At 39.5% G+C, this 17881-nt stretch carries 20 protein-coding genes; 3 read left to right on the top strand and 17 right to left on the bottom strand.

Annotated elements, in window-relative coordinates; translation table 11 throughout:
• Positions 1–258 (top strand): IS30 family transposase (locus tag E0H89_RS12540; RefSeq protein ID WP_131217608.1); only part of this gene is annotated, 258 nt, incomplete at its 5' end.
• A gap of 306 nt (positions 259–564) precedes the next feature.
• On the opposite strand, the gene cfa is transcribed toward E0H89_RS12540, so the two are convergent.
• From cfa to E0H89_RS12565, 5 genes are all read right to left on the bottom strand, one after another.
• Complete coding sequence (gene cfa, locus E0H89_RS12545) at positions 565–1704, bottom strand: cyclopropane fatty acyl phospholipid synthase (protein WP_131217610.1); 1140 nt, start codon at positions 1702–1704, stop codon at positions 565–567.
• Positions 1705–2163: 459 nt separating this feature from the next.
• Positions 2164–3597, bottom strand: coding sequence for an amino acid permease (locus E0H89_RS12550; protein WP_131217612.1), 1434 nt, complete (start codon positions 3595–3597; stop codon positions 2164–2166).
• A 162-nt stretch (positions 3598–3759) separates the two neighbouring features.
• On the bottom strand, positions 3760–4119 hold the full coding sequence (locus E0H89_RS12555) for a RidA family protein (protein WP_131217614.1): 360 nt from the start codon (positions 4117–4119) through the stop codon (positions 3760–3762).
• A 53-nt stretch (positions 4120–4172) separates the two neighbouring features.
• Complete coding sequence (alr, locus tag E0H89_RS12560) at positions 4173–5276, bottom strand: alanine racemase (RefSeq protein WP_131217616.1); 1104 nt, start codon at positions 5274–5276, stop codon at positions 4173–4175.
• A 32-nt stretch (positions 5277–5308) separates the two neighbouring features.
• A complete protein-coding gene (locus tag E0H89_RS12565; protein WP_131217618.1) occupies positions 5309–6568 on the bottom strand; it encodes a D-amino acid dehydrogenase in 1260 nt (419 codons plus the stop codon).
• Between the two features lie 139 nt (positions 6569–6707).
• On the opposite strand from E0H89_RS12565, the gene E0H89_RS12570 reads away from it, so the two are divergent.
• Positions 6708–7172, top strand: a complete 465-nt coding sequence (locus E0H89_RS12570) for an Lrp/AsnC ligand binding domain-containing protein (RefSeq protein WP_131217620.1) — start codon at positions 6708–6710, stop codon at positions 7170–7172.
• Between the two features lie 92 nt (positions 7173–7264).
• Here E0H89_RS12570 and E0H89_RS12575 read toward each other — a convergent pair whose 3' ends face one another.
• Positions 7265–7912, bottom strand: a complete 648-nt coding sequence (locus E0H89_RS12575) for an HAD-IA family hydrolase (RefSeq protein WP_131217622.1) — start codon at positions 7910–7912, stop codon at positions 7265–7267.
• 101 nt (positions 7913–8013) lie between these two features.
• Here E0H89_RS12575 and E0H89_RS12580 point away from each other — a divergent pair, with 101 nt between their 5' ends.
• Positions 8014–8781, top strand: coding sequence for a hydroxymethylpyrimidine/phosphomethylpyrimidine kinase (locus tag E0H89_RS12580; RefSeq protein ID WP_131217624.1), 768 nt, complete (start codon positions 8014–8016; stop codon positions 8779–8781).
• A gap of 154 nt (positions 8782–8935) precedes the next feature.
• Here the strand turns inward: E0H89_RS12580 and E0H89_RS12585 are convergent, their stop codons facing one another.
• From E0H89_RS12585 to E0H89_RS12635, 11 genes are all read right to left on the bottom strand, one after another.
• A complete protein-coding gene (locus tag E0H89_RS12585; RefSeq protein ID WP_131217626.1) occupies positions 8936–9271 on the bottom strand; it encodes a YegP family protein in 336 nt (111 codons plus the stop codon).
• A 248-nt stretch (positions 9272–9519) separates the two neighbouring features.
• Entirely contained in the window at positions 9520–9879 is a 360-nt protein-coding gene (locus tag E0H89_RS12590) for a 5-carboxymethyl-2-hydroxymuconate Delta-isomerase (protein ID WP_131217628.1), read from the bottom strand.
• A gap of 244 nt (positions 9880–10123) precedes the next feature.
• Positions 10124–10465 (bottom strand): zinc ribbon domain-containing protein YjdM, encoded by a 342-nt coding sequence (locus E0H89_RS12595; RefSeq protein WP_131217630.1) that lies wholly within the window; start codon positions 10463–10465, stop codon positions 10124–10126.
• Positions 10466–10560: 95 nt separating this feature from the next.
• Entirely contained in the window at positions 10561–10911 is a 351-nt protein-coding gene (locus E0H89_RS12600; RefSeq protein ID WP_131217632.1) for a DUF488 domain-containing protein, read from the bottom strand.
• 20 nt (positions 10912–10931) lie between these two features.
• Positions 10932–11375: an SRPBCC family protein gene (locus E0H89_RS12605; RefSeq protein ID WP_131217634.1), complete on the bottom strand. Its 444-nt coding sequence runs from the start codon at positions 11373–11375 to the stop codon at positions 10932–10934.
• 205 nt (positions 11376–11580) lie between these two features.
• Positions 11581–14013 (bottom strand): AI-2E family transporter, encoded by a 2433-nt coding sequence (locus E0H89_RS12610; protein ID WP_502698410.1) that lies wholly within the window; start codon positions 14011–14013, stop codon positions 11581–11583.
• A gap of 243 nt (positions 14014–14256) precedes the next feature.
• Positions 14257–14637: a ribonuclease E inhibitor RraB gene (locus E0H89_RS12615; RefSeq protein WP_067723624.1), complete on the bottom strand. Its 381-nt coding sequence runs from the start codon at positions 14635–14637 to the stop codon at positions 14257–14259.
• 548 nt (positions 14638–15185) lie between these two features.
• Positions 15186–15851, bottom strand: coding sequence for an RluA family pseudouridine synthase (locus tag E0H89_RS12620; RefSeq protein ID WP_131217637.1), 666 nt, complete (start codon positions 15849–15851; stop codon positions 15186–15188).
• Positions 15852–15938: 87 nt separating this feature from the next.
• On the bottom strand, positions 15939–16391 hold the full coding sequence (locus E0H89_RS12625) for a GIY-YIG nuclease family protein (protein WP_131217639.1): 453 nt from the start codon (positions 16389–16391) through the stop codon (positions 15939–15941).
• A 161-nt stretch (positions 16392–16552) separates the two neighbouring features.
• Entirely contained in the window at positions 16553–17266 is a 714-nt protein-coding gene (locus E0H89_RS12630) for an SIMPL domain-containing protein (RefSeq protein ID WP_131217641.1), read from the bottom strand.
• A 144-nt stretch (positions 17267–17410) separates the two neighbouring features.
• Positions 17411–17659 carry a DUF6868 family protein gene (locus tag E0H89_RS12635; RefSeq protein ID WP_131217643.1) on the bottom strand — a complete coding sequence of 83 codons (249 nt, stop codon included), beginning with the start codon at positions 17657–17659 and terminating at the stop codon, positions 17411–17413.
• Positions 17660–17881 lie beyond the last annotated feature (222 nt).

Genomic DNA, 17881 nt, shown 5'->3' on the forward strand with positions numbered 1-17881 from the left:
TATACTGCTCAGGAATTAGATGTCGACTGGTGTTTCGCTGATCCCTATAGTGCATGGCAGCGAGGAACAAATGAAAATACCAATGGATTGATCAGACAATATATTAGAAAAGGCAGTGACTTGAATGACTATACGGATGCATATATTGCAGAAATTACTCAACGATTGAATCATCGTCCAAGAAAAAGACTCGGCTTTAAAAGTCCGAGTCAGGTATTATGGCAACAACATGGTGTTGCACTTCAAATGCTAATCTAAGATGAATATAAGCATCCGGTGAACCCCAGTTTTTCTTACTTAGCAATACCAGGATACTGTCCAATTTATTAGGCCTTAATATAAATAATTTTCTTATGACTCACTTCTTTAATTCAGTTTGCTTCTTCATGACTGCTGCTTTTGCATTTTTCTTAGCTTAAGTCTCAAAATCATTTTCAGTCCGAAAATCGCTCTGAATTGATCTTGAGGAATGTAGAAAAGTAACATGGTGGGAGATAAGTTGCAATTTCTTTGTTGATTTTAAAGAAAAAATTCTAATCCGTAATTCAGGGTTAATCTCCTATTCTAACGTGCAATTCGAACTTCACCTTCTATCCCCTTTGGGCTGAATACGATTTGCCATAATTGTAATTCTCGTGCACGAAATGCTCCTGCACAGGCATTTAAGTAATAATTAAACATTCGCTTAAAGCGGATACTATAATTGGCTTCAATTTCTGGCCATGTTTGAATAAATCTTTCCGACCAAGCCCGAAGTGTTAAGTCATAGTCGGTACCAAAATTATGCCAATCTTCCATAATAAATTTGCCACTACTAAAATGAGCAATTTTTTCAATTGAGGGTATGTATCCATTGGGGAAAATATATTTACTTATCCAAGGATCAGTACTGATTCTTGTTATATTAGAACCAATGGTGTGCAATAAAAACAATCCATCAGCATTCAAATTACGTTGTACGACTTGAAAATAGGTGTTGTAATTTTTTAACCCTACATGCTCAAACATGCCTATTGATGCAATACGATCGAAGCGATCATTTAAGTTGCGATAATCCATGAGCAAAATTTCAACATCGAGTCCTTTACATCGCTCAACTGCTAGTTTTTGTTGTTCTTTAGAAACGGTAATACCTGTAACCGAAACCTGATAATTTTTAGCTGCATACTCGGCTAACCCTCCCCAACCACAACCAATATCTAATAATCGCATACCGGGTTTCAAGTCAAGTTTACGACAGATTAAATCGAGTTTTTGTTGCTGGGCTTGGAAAAGATTATCGGTATTTTTCCAGTAGGCACAGGAATATTGCATAGATGGATCAAGCATATGGGTAAAAAGATCATTGCCGAGATCGTAATGTTCTTCACCCACCTTCCATGCTCTTTTTTGAGTCTGTAAATTTCTAATTCGAGCAATCGCAATTCTGAGGATATCTTTTAAATTGTGCGGTAATTTTTCATCTAATTTGGCACGTAAAATTTTATAAAATAAAATATCCAACCTGTCGCAATCCCACCAGCCATCCATATAACTTTCACCCAGACCTAATGAGCCTTGCTGTAAGACACGGTTATAAAAATTATCATTATGTATGTGTATGTCATAAGGCTGGTCACCATTAATATGAATACCCGCTTCATCCAATAATTTTACCAACATATCTCTTAGGCCATCGTTTTTATGCCCAACATAGATATTCATATTCACTCCTATTTATTCTATTTTTTTTGAGTTTTATTAAATAGTTATTTAATTCTAGATTGTTCAACCTCTTGTGAAGTTAATTCCACATATCAAATCAAGCTTATTTTTTTAGCAGCAATTTATCAGCCATTTGAGAATCCGGACTTTGCGCTCTGAAGAGATTAGGTAATCATTGCAAAATTTTGGCTCTTAGACTGTTTTTCTAATGTTAAGAGATGGGGTTTCTATTGTAAGTAATTTATTAAAAAAGGATTTTCTCATCAATAGAGTCAGCGTCTGCTGAATCAGCGACCTATTTTTTAATTTTGATCGGGTTTGGCTCTGGTTCGGCTTTTTTCAAGTTAATTTCTTGGCCGCGATTCGCGGTTAACTCAATTTTCAATCATTATTAAAAATGAGCCTCATAAAAAAGAGAGTGGATAAAACCACTCTCTTTTTAATTGTCTGAATCAATAGTTACTGTATGTCTAAAGACTGAATACGCTTCTTCATCCGTGGTTTATATAGCAATTGATAAGTTACCCCAAGAATTATTAACCAAAGCGGACTAATCATTAGGGCTTTTAAAGTATCAGCCTCTAAACTCAAAATAATTAAAGCAAACAGCATGAAAGCTAAAATAATATATGACATCCATATCCCACCCGGCATTTTGAAAGTCGATTTGGCATGCAATTCAGGACTACGTTTTCTATAGCGAATGTAGCAGACCATGATCAGGCTCCAGATACTAATGAACAGGATTACGCATAATGAACTGGCCAAGGTAAACGCTTCAATAGTATTCGGTATGAAATACTGCAATGCTGCGCCCGCCATAATAAAGCAGCAAGAAAAAATAAGTCCTTTGGCTGGAACTGCACGTTTGGACAACTGGCTTAGAGTTTGCGGTGCCTGACCATCTTTGGCCAAACCAAACAACATCCGGCTGGTAGAGAAGACGCCACTATTCATGGAGGACATCACTGAAGATAAAACCACCAGATTCATAATAATGGCAGAGGTTGGAATTCCAGCATGCAGGAATAAAGTCACAAATGGACTCTGATCTCCGGGAATCTGGTTCCATGGTGTAACTGACATCACTACAAAAAGGGACAGAACATAAAATAGAATAATTCGCGTCGGAATTGCATTAATTGCTTTAGGCAGATTCTTTTCAGGATCTTTAGTTTCCGCTGCCATGGTTCCAATCAGCTCTACCCCGACAAAGGCAAATAGTGCAATCTGGAAGCCGGCTAAAAACCCGCTTGCGCCTTTCGGGAACATGCCACCATGTGACCAGACATGACTAAAGCTTGCTACAGCACCTTGCGGTGGCTGGAACTGCATGAACACCATATATCCGCCAATACCAATCAAGCCCAAAATGGCTAAAATTTTAATCAGCGCAAACCAGAATTCAATTTCACCAAACAGTTTTACGGTCAGCAAATTAATACCTAACACCAACAGTACACAGCCTGCACTGATGGCGGCCTGCCCCATAGGGGTAAAAGCTTCTCCAGCCGGCAGCCAAAAACCGAGATAATTGATAATGGCAGCCAAATCCGCAATACCAACTAACACCCAGCCCAGCCAATACGACCAGCCGATATAATAACCCGCAGCCGGGCCAATCAGATCATGCGCCATATCGATAAAGGATTTGTAATGCAGGTTGGAAAGCAAAATTTCACCTAATGCGCGCATCAGGAAAAAGAACATCGCACCAATAATCATGTAGATGATCAGAATAGACGGTCCAGCCAAGGAAATGGTTTTCCCGGAACCCATAAACAAACCTGTACCAATGGCGCCACCAATGGCAATCAACTGTAGATGACGGTTGGAGAGTTTCCTTTGTAATTCATGCGGAGAGGATGAATCATCCAATTGATTCGTTTTCATATTTCAACATCCTTATAGCACTGTATAAATCAGGCATTCTGAATTGAGTGAAAGCTTCCACTGCACTCAATCCTGCCTCTTGATAAATTTCTGCTTTAATCAAGACAGTTGCACTATTCCTTATCTGGTTGTGGGAGAGTATTAAAAAATAAAAGTTAAAAATTACTTTTGCGCTGCGGTCACCGCAATTTCAATCAACCAATCCGGATTCACCAGATTCGCCTGAATGGTGGCACGCGACGGCGCTACGCAGCTTTTTAGCCAATCGACCCACACTGTATTCATAGTTTTAAAATCTTCAAGGTTTTTTATGTAAATCTGCGCTGATAATAATCGTGACTTATCACTATTGGTCTGCGCCAACAAGCTGTCAATTGTGGCAAGAATATCCTGAGTTTGCAGTTCAATATCCTGTGCTGTGGTTTTTGGAACCTGCCCAGATAAATACACGACTTGATTAAAAATCGTGACTGCGCTCATGACTTCAGTACTGTTGATTTTTTGGATATCTGAATGTGACATATTAATTTCCCTATTGTGAATAACTGGATCTTGAATCAATAAACTTTTAAATTCTAATGCTCAATTTCAAATTGAACCCGAGCCGTGACTGCACACATTAATTCGTAGCCCACCGTCCCTGAACTTGCTGCCACATCATCAATGGCTAAAACCGCACCTGTTGAGGAGGTCCCCCAAAGCACGACTTCACTGCCAATTTCAGAATCGGGAATGTGGGTCAGATCAACTGCCAGCATATCCATACTGACCCGACCTAGCGTTTGGGTTCGAACTGAATTGACCAGCACAGGCGTGCCGGTTTTCGATATGCGCTGATAACCATCGGCATAGCCACAGGCAACAATGCCAATCTTTAAGGGTTCGGTAGCAATAAAATGTGAACCATAACCAATACTTTCACTGGCTTTGACTTCTTGCACAGCAATAATTTTACTTCGCAGGGACATGCTCGGTTGGAGCTGCCAGTCCTGAATGCTATGTGTAGGATAATCGGGGGAACTGCCGTAGAGCATAATGCCGCTGCGGATATAATCGGAATGTAGCTGTTGGGAATAACGCAGGATGGCGGCACTATTACTGATCGAGCATTTTCCCGGTAAATCTTTGATGATTTCTTCAAAGATCTGCTGTTGATAGAGAATACCCGGCTCACCCAAGCGTTCACCATCCGCGTCGGAAAAATGCGTCATATGCGTTACAGATTTTACACACCCAAGTTGCTTCAAACTGTGCCATGCCGCTTGATAGGCTTCAGGATTAAAGCCCAAGCGATTCATGCCACTGTTCATTTTCAGAAACACATCAAACTTTGCGGAACCTTGAAACTGCTGCAACCAGTCTATTTGATACTGACTGTGGACGGTAAAACTGAGATTTAATTCGGCACAATCATGCAAATCCTGAGCATCAAACAGACCTTCGAGAAGCAAAATCTGACCCTGCCAACCCAGTCTGCGAATACGCTTTGCTTCCGCAATATCGAGTAAGGCGAAACCATCTGCCTGTTGAAAAGCATCGTAAACACGCTCGATGCCATGACCATAGGCATTGGCTTTGACCACGGCAAAAACCTGACTGTCAGGCATCATTTGACGTGCAACCGCTAAATTATGGCGTAATGCCGGCTGATGGATCACAGCAGTAATGGGACGTGACATCTATTCATCCTTGAATATGGATTTGAGGTAAATTAAGCCGCGCTCGGATAACGCTGAATCGATAAACCTTCGGTATTAATATCGGTTTTATGATTGAGTACTAAATCACTGATCAATTTGCCTGAACCACACGCCATGGTCCAACCCAAGGTGCCATGACCGGTATTTAAAAACAGGTTACTGAAACGGGTCGCACCAATAATTGGTGTGCTGTCCGGTGTCATTGGACGTAAACCGGTCCAGAATGTCGCCTGTTGCATATCACCACCCGGGAATAAATCCTGAGTCACCATTTGCAAGGTTGCACGGCGATTTTCATTTAAGCCATGATTGTAGCCGCTGAGTTCTGCCATACCGCCGACACGAATACGCTCATCAAAACGGGTAATCGCAATTTTATAAGTTTCATCAAGTACCGTAGATTGCGGAGCAAAAGCCGGGTCTACAATTGGGATAGTGAGTGAATAGCCTTTCACTGGATAAACGGGTAAATCCAGATTCAGCGGTTTTAAGAAATCACGTGAATAACTACCAAAAGCCAGTACATAACGATCTGCGGTGAGCACTTTTCCATCTACCACCACACCTTTGATTTCATCACCTTCGACCACCAGTTTTTCAACGCTCTGGTTAAATTTAAAATCGACACCCATATTTTTGGCAAGGTTGGCTAAGGCATTGGTAAACAGGTAACAATCCCCTGTTTCATCATTCGGCAAATGCAAGCCACCCACCAGTTTATCTTGGGCAAAGGCTAAGGCAGGCTCGACTTTAGCTAAATCTTCTTTAAGCAGTAATTCATAATCCACGCCGCATTCTTTCAGTACTTGAATATCACGCTGTACAGCTTCAAGTTGTGCTTCATTACGGAAGACTTGCAGAGTGCCTTTAGAACGGTTTTCATAGTGAATACCGGTGGCTTTACGCAAGTCTCTTAAGCAGTCGCGACTATATTCGGCCACGCGTGTCATACGTTCTTTGTTAATCGCATAACTTTGCGGGTTACAGTTTTTCAGCATTTGCGCCATCCACTGCAACTGCCACATGCTGCCATCCATATTGATGGCGAGCGGTGCATGATGTTGAAACATCCATTTCACTGCTTTAAAGGGAATACCAGGTGCTGCCCATGGCGTTGAATAGCCGGGAGAGATTTGACCTGCATTACCAAAACTGGTTTCTTCTGCCGGGCCTGCCTGACGGTCTAACACAGTCACACTTGCACCTTGCTGCGCGAGGTAATACGCACTTGCAACGCCAATAACACCACTACCCAATACAATTACGCGCATTTCAAATCCCTCGAGCAACATCTAGTTTATTTACCTAGTATATTTTCGGTTTAATAGTTTTTTTCACTGTTTTATTGACTATAATCTAGGTAATTCGATGGATTTATCGTGAAAAAAATCTAAAAAAAGGAAAAAACTGATGCGTAAATTAGACCGTACCGATCATCAGATTTTAGACATCTTGCAAACAGATGGACGGATTGCGATTAGCGAATTGGCGGCTCGGGTAAATTTATCTACCACCCCCTGTTCAGAACGGGTGAAACGTTTAGAACGCGATGGCATTATCATGGGCTATTACGCACGTTTAAACCCGCAACTGGTCGATCGGAATTTGCTGGTGTTTTTAGAAATCAAATTATCTGCCAAATCGGGAGATGTGTTTGATCAGGTGGCACGTGATTTAGTGGAAATTCCGGAAGTCTTAGAATGTCATCTTATTTCAGGCGAGTTTGATTATCTGGTCAAAGCACGACTCAAAGAAATGAGTGCCTATAGACGCTTGCTGGGTGACTTATTAAAAAAATTGCCTTCGTCTGCTTCCTCGCACAGTTATATCGTCATGGAAGAAGTCAAAGAAACTTTATATCTGGATCTGGGTTGATTCAGTGAATGTTTATTTTAATTCTAGAAATTAAAAAGGATCAGCAGATCCTTTTTAGGGATTGAAAAATAAATTTTAATTTAGCGTTCAAGCTAGTTTAAATGATCCAGCAACTCGGCAAAGCTCTGTATTCTGGCTTTCGGTTTTGCTGCAGTGAGTTCCTCATCTGCACCATAGCCATATTCTACGGCGATGGTTTCGATTCCATTGTAACGCGCCCCAAAAATGTCATGTTCACGGTCTCCGACCATTAAGCATTCTTCAGGCTTTAATTGCTCTTTTTCAATAATATAAGCAATTAATTCGGCTTTATGGGTACGCTCGCCATTGAGCTCGCTGCCATAAGGATGCACGAAATATTGCAACAACTCGAAATGCTCTAAAATTTGTCGTGCATATACTTCAGGCTTCGCGGTAGCTAAAAATAAACGATAGCCTTGTTGCTGCAAGGTTTTTAAAGTTTCAGCCACATCATCAAATACATGATTTTCATATAAACCCGTGACAGCAAACCGTTCCCGGTACCCCATCAAGGCTTGTTCAGCCAAAACATCATCAACGGCCACATTTAAAATTTTTGCCAAGGAAGCTTTGAGCGGCGGGCCAATGATCCAGTCAATATTGACATCATCTGCAATCGGATGACCCACTTTATTTAAGCCATAACGTGCGCTGGTGGTAATCCCCACTTTTGGATCGGTTAATGTTCCATCTAAATCAATCAAAATATTTTTAATCACAGACTGACCCTTTCCTCTTAAATTTTTACTTCACAAATACTATCGAGACTTGGCTCAAAGTTGCCTATACTAACGCAAATTTTGTAAAGAAGGACATCATTGTGCGCCCTACTGTACTTTGCTTTTCTGGTTTAGATCCCTCGGGTGGAGCTGGCTTGCAGGCAGATATTGAAGCGATTGGTCAAAGTGGGGCACATGCAGCAATTGCCTGTACTGCCCTGACCATTCAAAACTCGCAACAGGTGTTTGGCTTTGAAGCAACTTCAAAAGAATTACTGCTGGCTCAGGCCAATGCAGTCGTGAATGATTTACCGATTAAATGCGTTAAATCTGGCATGTTAGGTACTACAGATAATATTGCAGCTTTAGCCGATTTTTTACGCGAACATCCTGAATACCTCTACGTTCTTGATCCGGTGCTGGTCGCCAATAGCGGTGGCTCACTGGGTAATCAAGAAACACTGGTAAAAGCTTTTATAGAGTTGATTCCGCTTGCCACAGTCCTTACCCCCAATACGGTAGAGCTTCGTGCATTAACTGGCGTTGAAGACCTTGATCAAGCGACCGCCAAGCTGTTTGAAATGGGTGCCAAAGCCGTGTTAGTTAAAGGTGGACATGAAAACACCCCAGACTATATCCGCAATGCTTTATATATAGATGGCAAGCTGGTTTCTGAAACCCAATGCCCTCGCCTTGAAGGTGAATACCATGGTTCGGGTTGCTCACTCGCAAGTTTCATTGCCGGTCGTTTAGCGCAAGGTGATGATTTGAAACAAGCGGTAAATCATGCTGAAACCTGGTTGTTTGGAGTACTTAAAAAAGCCGAAATACCTGTACCAAACGGACAACGAATTCCTAAGCGTTTCTAAAAAACATGAATGATAAACCTGATCATCAACTGCTTTATATCCTTGGAGATCAGGTTTTTTGTATTTACTTTTAGTGGCTAAACTCTGGATTTTATGAGGCCACTAAAAAATAAGACATGAATGAAATATGCTTTATGATGTTCATCATTTAAAACTAGACTATAAGTTCTTTAATCTTGGTCGTTGATCCATTTTTTTTGACTGATTCTATGCCTTTCTCACGTGATTGCTCACTTGAATAAAATCGACTGCGTCCAATAATCTGATAATTCACAGCTTTTAAATTGAAATAAGGCTTACCATTTTTCGCTTCTAAGCGTTCGTAATGGCTGTCATTTACGCTATTTCTCCGAACTGATTCAATGCCTATATGTACGGAAGATTTTGCCTTATATAATTCACTGCTCAGAATCACTTCGCCATTTCCAGCTTTTAACACAAAGCGATATTGTCCATCATCTGTTTTATTAATCTCATACCATCCCGCCATATATAAACCTTTCTTATTATTTTTAAATTTATAGGGAAATTATAGTCTTAGTTCTAAAAAATATTATTGTTTTATAAAATATAAATAATTATTAGTTTTTAATAGGGTTATTTTGTAATCAAAAATGGTTATGGTTAGGTTCAATAAAAGTTCATTCTACACAACTAAATTTGGCTTAAATCTCTTAAATAAAAAAACAAAGATCAAGAGAATAAAGGAATATCTAATCTCTTGATCCCTACTCAGATCTAGATAATTTTCTTGGAATAAGTGGCTTTCTGCATTTCTAAAATTTCCACACAAATCTGTAAGCTCACTTGGCTTTGTTTGGGTAAGTACTGCTCGAGTGTGGTTAATAACAATTGTGAAATTTCCTGTTGTAATTCCACACTGCGACCAGTCAATAAAGAAACTTTGGCATGTACATAAGCTTGTGAAGCATCTCCCGCACCAATCACATAATCGTGCTGGCAAATGGCACGACTTTTGACTTCATTCGCAGAACCTACATAGGCGCCATCTAAGAGAGCTTGATTTAAAGCCAGCAGGAGAGGCTTGGTTTCCAGGTTTTCAATATTGTCTGAATATTCAAGGTGGATATGGGGCATAATAAAAATTCTTTAAAATGATTTCTAGTGTTATACCATGCCATTTTCTCAATCATAAAGGCAATCAATGTTTAATCAACAGTGCCGATGTTTATAAAAGAAATAATAAGAATAACTGCCGCCTTTTAATAAAACTAAATCTAAAAATATCTATCCACAAAAATAACGGTTCAAAAATTAATTCCAGCCTCATAAAAAAGCCCTAGCATTTCAGCTAGAGCTTTTAAATTTCTATCTGTGTGAATTAAGCTTTTTTCACAAATTCAGATTTTAATTTCATTGCCCCAAACCCATCAACCTTACAATCAAGATCATGGCCATCGCTTGAGTCAGGTAATAAACGTATGTTCTTTGCCTTGGTTCCCACTTTAATAACAGATGAAGAACCTTTAATTTTCAAATCTTTAATTAGGGTAACAGTATCGCCATCAGCCAGGACATTACCATTTGAGTCTTTAATAATGGTTGTTTGCTCAGCGCTGCTTTCATCCTCTTTCCACTCATAAGAGCATTCTGGACAAATCAGCAAATCGCCATCTTCATAGGCATATTCTGAATTACATTTGGGGCAATTTGGCAAAGACATAAAAAACCTCAAAAAGTCTACTATAGCATTTTATAAACCAATCTCTTGCTTAAAACCCTATTTATTTTATGGAATAAAAGCAGGTAAGATGAATATCAACCTTGTTCCAAAACCTGTTTAAGTACAATTACATGGTTATATTCTTCACTTTTGGCAGCAGTAATTAAAGTCACTGGTTGCTGCTGAGCCATCTCTCGAATTTGCTGCAATATTTCCGGTTGCTTAATCAATTCTGCCTTATAGCAGCGTTGAAATACTTCCCAATATTCTGGATCATGCGCGTACCATTTTCGCAGTTCAGTCGACGGTGTAATTTCCTTGGGCCATAGATCAATTTTAGCATTTTCCTTTTTGAGGCCTCTGGGCCAAAGTCGATCGACTAAAATTCGTTTGCCATCTGAGGCTAAGACTTTAGCATAGGCACGTTTGATCTGAATTTGCGTCATCTATATTGCATTCATTTCTATTAATCTGGTATTTCAGGAGTAATTAATAAAGTGAGCAGTTGCAAAGATTCCTGCCATCCTAAATAGCAGGCTTCGACTGGAATCACATCGGGTATACCCGACTGGGTGATATTCACTTCAGTGCCTACAGAAACAGGATTTAATTGAATAATGACTTCAATTTGACCGGGTAAATTTGGATCATCAAACTGGTCGGTATAACGCAATAATTGGTTTGGAATCAGTTCATGATAAGTTCCACCAAAGGACTGGCTTGAACCGGTAGAAAAATTATTAAAGGACATTTTATATGTTCCACCGACTTTAGCTTCGAGATGATGAACTTTGGCAGTAAAACCATTCGGCGCCATCCACTTGACTAAGGCATCAGGATCAATAAATGCCTTAAATACCCGTTCAGGGGGCGCGTTAAATACACGGTGAATTTTGACAGTATTAGGCATTTCTTATTCCCGGATTTTTATTGTTTTGTTTCTTCAGTCTACTGCAGTCGCTACATAAATCTGTATTGCTTTGGTAGGAGTCTGATTATTTTTTTCATAAACAAACAGATGAAATTTACCCACTTTTTATTATTAAAAAGTACAGATGAACGAGTTTAACTGCCCAGTTTCCTTGATCATTTATAAGTCTAAGCGATAGCATTCGTCAGCTAGACAAACCCTGTATAGGCTCTGCTTGTTGTAACTTGGAAATTTCTTCTAACTTTTGGGTTTGTGCCTTGTCACTACTCAGGGTCTGAATTAAATCGTCTGCAAGCTGGTTCAATAAAAGCAAATCATCTTCACTCATCTGCCTTACCTGTTTATCCAGAATACATAAACTGCCTAACACCAAGCCTTGCTTATTGCGTAAGGGTACACCTGCATAAAACTTAATTTTATTTTTATTCAACTCTGGATTATGGCTAAAACGCGGATCCCGGTCTATATCCTCAATAATCAGTGCTTCATTTTGATGAACCAAATGGGTACAAATAGATTCCTCGCGAGGAATGCCAGCTTCTATCGGATTCTGATTTTCATCTGCCAGTGGACTGGCTGGAGTATTCACCCATTTTTCATCGACCAGGGAAATTTGCGCATATGTCACATTAAATGCCTGACAAGCTTCTTCAATATATTGCTGATAAATTAATAAAGTTTCAGGTTCAAGTAATTGTAATTCATGCAAAGCTGCCAAACGTTCTGGTTCATTTTCAGCAAGCAATTCACGTGCAGGGTTTTCACCGTGTTGTAGCATGAGAGCATCAATGCTCAACATCAATTCGTTCACTGTAGAGACTACGGCATCCGGTTGGAAACGGTTTTGAATTTCTTCCCTCAATTCATCGCTGGTATTGCCCCATGTGGCAAAAATAATTTTTGTATTGGGTAACTGTTTACGGATGCGATGATTCAGTAATCGAATTTGCGCCAAAGGCTGTTGATGAAATATAGAAATGCACATCACCTGAATATCTTGTGGCACTGACTCAAGCACATCTGTTTTTGATTGAATCAGTACTTCACTATGACTTTGCGCTGCAATTTTTCTTAAGTTTAAACCATGGGCCAACATAGAAGATGCCAGCACATCAATTTCCCAACGTGCACCCAGGCAAATGACTTGTACTGAATCATTTGTCTTTGGACTTGGATACTTGTTTTGAAAATCATGATTAAACAATTTCAAACCTTGGTGCATCCTTAAACGATGCTCCGCGCTTGCTTCAGTACTATGTCCTTGGGAAAATAAACGAATTGCGGGAATGGCAACATCATCATAAAAGCTTATGACCTTACGAACGACGACTTCTTCACTGGGCTTTTTCGGTAATTTTTGTTGAATATAATCCTGTGCAACTTCAAGCGCATCATCTACATCATCCGCAACCAAACGCTGGTAAAACCGTTCCGGTGGCGTCAGTACCGGTTCACTGCCAATCAGAATTTTAATAAATCCCAAAGCCGGAATATAATTGGACAATACCAATAAACATGCTGTCACTGGAGTCGAGAGAATCAGGCCAGCTGGCCCCCATAAGGTGGTCCAGAATGTTGCTGCTAGAATAATCGCCAAAGTGGAAAGACCGGTACTTTCTCCATATAACCACGGCTCAATCATATTGTTACTAATCAACTCAAGTAACAGAATCAGCCCAATGGTCCATAGCACCATATCCCAGCCCGGATCGACTGCAAATGCCAAAGTAATGGGAAATAAGGCCGAGATCATTGGACCGACATAAGGAACGAAGCGCATGCCTATAGCCACAATCCCCCACATAATTGCAGCAGGCACACCAATCAGCCATAAGCCTAATGCCATAGGAAGACCATAAGTGACATTCACCAACAGTTGCATCCGCAGATAGGTTCCGATCCGGTCTGCTGCTTCATCTAATGCATCTGTACCGACATTTAAATTGCCACCCAGCAATTTCAATAGACGGTCATGCAAGTCTTTACGGCTCAGTAAAATCAGCACCACAAACAGAAAAACAATACCGGCAGTCGCCAAAGGACTGAGGATTTTTGATCCCCACTGCAGAGCCGCTTCAGCGTCACTTTGTTGCTGCCCCACCACCTCTACCTGTTGTACATCCTCTTTTTTATTAACCGGAGCCACATCCTGTATTGAACTTTCCACCGTATCAATGGTCTTGATAGCACCGTCCCATACACTTGGCCCAGAAGTAAAACTTTTTACCGAATCGAGTTTGTGTTTAATGGTGTCCTGATATTGGGGCAACTCCTGACTTAAATTCCCCAATTGATAACCAAGATAAGTTGCGGCCCCACCCAAGACACTTAAGGCAAATAGCACCACCAGTGCAATCGATGGCAGTTGCGGTAAGCCCCATTTTTTTAAGCGTGCCACTAAAGGTTCAAGTAAAAATGCCAAGAGCACCGACAGCGCCAAAGGAATTAAAATATCTTTTCCAAAGTAGAGGGCTAAAATAATCAACGCAGCAATCACAAATCCCGCCATTACACGTAAAATATGCTGGGTTTGAGTTTCATCATTTACTGGAGGCAATGGAGATTCTGAATTTAGAGTTTTTCCCTTATTCACGTTAATATCCTTATTATTTTTTATCCCTACCTCTCTATTTAAGATTTTTTTGTGCTGAAATTCTAGAGAGTTACTGTAAATAAAAGCCTTTTCTCTCACCTCATTTTTAGTTAAAAGGCATTATTTTTGCCAAATCTGGAAACATAAAAACACCCTAACCATTTGCATCGTCAGGGTTGCTTGGTCTTTCACTCAACAAGCGGAAATTTGACTTCAGCTTTATTTGAATTCAGACACTATATTTGGACTATTATTCAGTGATTTGAATTAGCTTTGAAGTTCATCTTCCAAGTCTTCGTCGTCATAGACATAAGCCATACAACCCCAGCCATCATATTCACCGCCGTGTTGTTCAGCTATTTTAGTGAACCATTCCTCAATATCGACAATGTCTGAATAGTCAGGTTCCATATACACATAAATAGTGATAATCCACTCTAACGTATCGGCTTCTTCATCTTCAAACAGACTGATTTTCTGTTCTTCTTTCAGCAAATAAAGTGCACATTTTTCGGCTTGTTCTTGGGTTTGAAAAGCAATAGAAAATTCAATTTCATGTGCTTCAGTCAGGTCATCGCCATCTTCAGCCATTTGCCAAAGTACGTTACCATTTTCGTCATCTGGGAATTGTTCAAAATCGCGTGTCATGGGTATTTCCTTATCGTAATCATTTAAATCTGTAATATTGTACCCAGATTAGCTCAAGTTTGTTTCATTTTAGCGATTCAAAAGATTCTTTCTCTTGCTCATTCGTTAAAGTCACTTTCCGTTTTATCCGTTCAAACTGGTATTTACTTCTTCATCCCTGCAGCATCTGTACCTGCACTGGGCTTTGTTACTTTCGTTATTTTTCTTTCACCCAATTTATTGCACGGTAAAACCATACTGCTAAAATAATTATTGTGATGACCCTTATAAGAGATAGGTAAATCATTATTATTATCCAAAAAAAACCCCACCCTACAGTAGTCATTTTTGATCAATTTTCAATCACTGAAACAAGAGATATTATTTCTATTTTTATCGGATAAAATTAAGAAAAAACACACTTTTAAAGTTATTAATGATTTAAAAATATTTTAAATTTGCTTATTAAGCATCCACAATCCCAGTCCGTAGAACAGTGTTTACTCCAACCAATGCATCCTAGACCAGCTATAATTCCTGTCATACGGGGTTGTATTTTGATTCCTAGATCAGAAAGGTACATTTCCTTTAATTTCAACATTCGCTCCTGTAAAGGGTTGCTTAAATGCCAAATAACTCGCATGTAAAGCCATACGTTTTAATGGGCTTTGGTAAGGTTCGGGGTGATACAGCTTATCGCCAGTAATCGGATGTCCGATATATTGCATATGCACCCGGAGCTGATGCGAACGTCCGGTAACAGGAGTGAGCAATACACGGCTAATATCTTCAGCTTCCGAATAATCCAAAACCTGATATAGGGTTTTGGCCGCTTTGCCCAATTCAAAATGCACCATTTGACGGGGACGGTTTTCCCAATCTGTAAGCAGTGGAACTTCGACACTTCCCTCACCCGCAAGCTTGCCTTGTACCAAAGCGATATAGTTTTTTTGTACGGTACGCGCCTGGAACATTTTACTGACCGCGACTTCTGCATCCCGGTGTTTGGCAAACATAAGTATGCCTGAAGTTGCCATATCTAGACGATGGGTGATTTTGGCGTGAGGGTATTTTTCCAGAACACGTAAATAGGCACTGTCCTGATGTTCAGGCAAACGCCCCGGTACGGACAACAACCCTGCAGGTTTTTCGATGACCACCAGATCTTCATCTTCATAGACAATAGCAAGCGGTTCTTGCGGTGGCATATAAATAAAGTTTTTGTTAATGGGCATGTGCGGATAGTGTTTGAGAGAATGGGCGCAAAATAACAAGGTGAGATAATGCTGTCAATCCAACTTCAACCTAGGGCTAAAATTGAATTATTTATTGTTTGCACCTGATTTTCCAAATGCAGGTTTAAGTTGATCTGAGAGATCATCTTCAATCAATTGCAGTACTTGATTTTCTACCTCATATTGCTGAATGGTAATTTTAAACTGACCCTGAAACCATTGATTTAAATGCAATGCATAAGTCCCTTTGTGACCTAGTCCCAAATGTTGTTTCAGCCGATTTTTAAGTCCGGTAATTGATGACCCCACATACATGACTGCGCAAGGTGCATTTAATTTTGCACAAGCATGGGTTGCCTGTTCTTTAAAAGTAAGAAAATGATTAAATGTCTGGTTAATATCGCCGTCTACTTGTTCAATGATATAAATTGCTTTAGAGATTTTGGGTAAATCATCCAATGTTGAAAATATAAACTCCTGAACAGGTAGAGCTGTTTTTGCAATGTAGCACTGTTGAATAAGCGTATCTAAATAACCCATATGATTTTATTACAATACAATGATTTATTTAATATTTTAGCAGCTAAAAAATAGAATTTAACGGTATTTTTTATTTTAAAATTTCAAAGGATTAAGTAAAATTCTACTGAAATTTTATCCAAACTCCCCCTTCAATCATCCCGTTCACATACTTCTATCCATTAATCTGCAAGATAATAATCAACCGTTGAAACCACGCGTACTTTTTTCAAATACGGCGTATTACTGTCTCGGTCTTCAATACTGAACAAGCCCTGATTGGCTGACTTAATTTTACCTAAACCGCTTTTAGAATCAGCAGCAAATTTTTCCGCAACACTGCGGGCATTTTCGGTGGCTTGTTCAATCATGGCAGGTTTGATGTCATTAAGTTTGGTAAATAAATATTCGGTTCTTTGCCCAGAATCATCTCCGCCAAAGGCAATGCCTTTTTTACCTAAAGCCACCAAGCGACTTTGTGCAGCACGTACCGCATCTATTTTGTGGGTATATACAGTTATAGTTTGATGTGCGGTATAACGGAGTGCAACATTTTCATTACCGCCATATTGCTGGGCATATTTATCCGTTGTACTGGGTGAAGCGGTAGTAATTTCCTCGGCAGTAAAACCTTCATTTTTCAAGAATGCCTGAATTTGCTGAGTGTTTATTTCCATGCTGTCGTACAACTGAGTCAGGTCCTGGCTGGCAGAGCTAAAGCGAATGGGCCAAACCGCTACATCGGCTTTCACTTCGCGTTCAGACAAGCCTTTGACCGAAACAATACGTTCATATTGTTTAATTTTCAGTGCGCTGCTGCCTAAAATCCATCCTGCAATAATCATCCCTAGGCAAATAAAAACGCCTAAAATAAGTGCGGGTTTGAACTGATTCATTGGACTAAATTCCTTTTTAGCATGACTTTAATTTGAGTTTTACGGTGGTTATTTTTATCGCATCAGTAGGAAAGTATTAATTAAATTATTGTGATAGTGGTATGTTTGACTGTGTACTTAGATGTTGAAATACAGCGTTAAATTTTAACTTTTACCCATAAAGTATAAAGCAATCAAAGGCACTAAGTTAAACAGTAGAATACCTACTTTATAGACCGCCATTCCCCCATAATGAATTGCATCAAAAGTCGCATCTGACAGATTGAACCATTTTCCATGGACTTGTTTAATCCAGTCACGCGCAAAAATAATAGCCAAAAACCAGATCATTAATATGATGTAATTGATGAGTACTGCGGAAAGCAAAAAACGACACCAAAAATCAAGATTCATATTGATTCTCTACGTGGTAGCTCATGATTTCTAAAATAACAGATTTAATATGCTGAAACGAGTTGCTGATTTGTATCTACATTATCAGGGTTAAAGTCTATTGCAGGTTTATGATTTTTAATTTTTTTATATTTTAATTGTTTTTTATTCGCTAGAAAATTCTTGAGGGTGTTAGGGAAAACATAATGTTTAACTTCAACAATTATAGCTTTGTAAGCGATA

The sequence above is a fragment of the Acinetobacter sp. ANC 3781 genome (assembly GCF_004331285.1).
Lineage (GTDB): Bacteria > Pseudomonadota > Gammaproteobacteria > Pseudomonadales > Moraxellaceae > Acinetobacter.

Coding starts and splice junctions, on each gene's coding strand:
- cfa (WP_131217610.1), bottom strand. CDS start 1,704: ATGAATATCTATGTTGGGCATAAAAACGATGGCCTAAGAGATATGTTG.
- E0H89_RS12605 (WP_131217634.1), bottom strand. CDS start 11,375: ATGCCTAATACTGTCAAAATTCACCGTGTATTTAACGCGCCCCCTGAA.
- E0H89_RS12590 (WP_131217628.1), bottom strand. CDS start 9,879: ATGCCCCATATCCACCTTGAATATTCAGACAATATTGAAAACCTGGAA.
- alr (WP_131217616.1), bottom strand. CDS start 5,276: ATGTCACGTCCCATTACTGCTGTGATCCATCAGCCGGCATTACGCCAT.
- E0H89_RS12550 (WP_131217612.1), bottom strand. CDS start 3,597: ATGAAAACGAATCAATTGGATGATTCATCCTCTCCGCATGAATTACAA.
- E0H89_RS12600 (WP_131217632.1), bottom strand. CDS start 10,911: ATGACGCAAATTCAGATCAAACGTGCCTATGCTAAAGTCTTAGCCTCA.
- E0H89_RS12625 (WP_131217639.1), bottom strand. CDS start 16,391: ATGGGTTATTTAGATACGCTTATTCAACAGTGCTACATTGCAAAAACA.
- E0H89_RS12565 (WP_131217618.1), bottom strand. CDS start 6,568: ATGCGCGTAATTGTATTGGGTAGTGGTGTTATTGGCGTTGCAAGTGCG.
- E0H89_RS12635 (WP_131217643.1), bottom strand. CDS start 17,659: ATGAATCTTGATTTTTGGTGTCGTTTTTTGCTTTCCGCAGTACTCATC.
- E0H89_RS12620 (WP_131217637.1), bottom strand. CDS start 15,851: ATGCCCATTAACAAAAACTTTATTTATATGCCACCGCAAGAACCGCTT.
- E0H89_RS12585 (WP_131217626.1), bottom strand. CDS start 9,271: ATGGCGGGATGGTATGAGATTAATAAAACAGATGATGGACAATATCGC.
- E0H89_RS12595 (WP_131217630.1), bottom strand. CDS start 10,465: ATGTCTTTGCCAAATTGCCCCAAATGTAATTCAGAATATGCCTATGAA.
- E0H89_RS12570 (WP_131217620.1), top strand. CDS start 6,708: ATGCGTAAATTAGACCGTACCGATCATCAGATTTTAGACATCTTGCAA.
- E0H89_RS12615 (WP_067723624.1), bottom strand. CDS start 14,637: ATGACACGCGATTTTGAACAATTCCCAGATGACGAAAATGGTAACGTA.
- E0H89_RS12630 (WP_131217641.1), bottom strand. CDS start 17,266: ATGAATCAGTTCAAACCCGCACTTATTTTAGGCGTTTTTATTTGCCTA.
- E0H89_RS12555 (WP_131217614.1), bottom strand. CDS start 4,119: ATGTCACATTCAGATATCCAAAAAATCAACAGTACTGAAGTCATGAGC.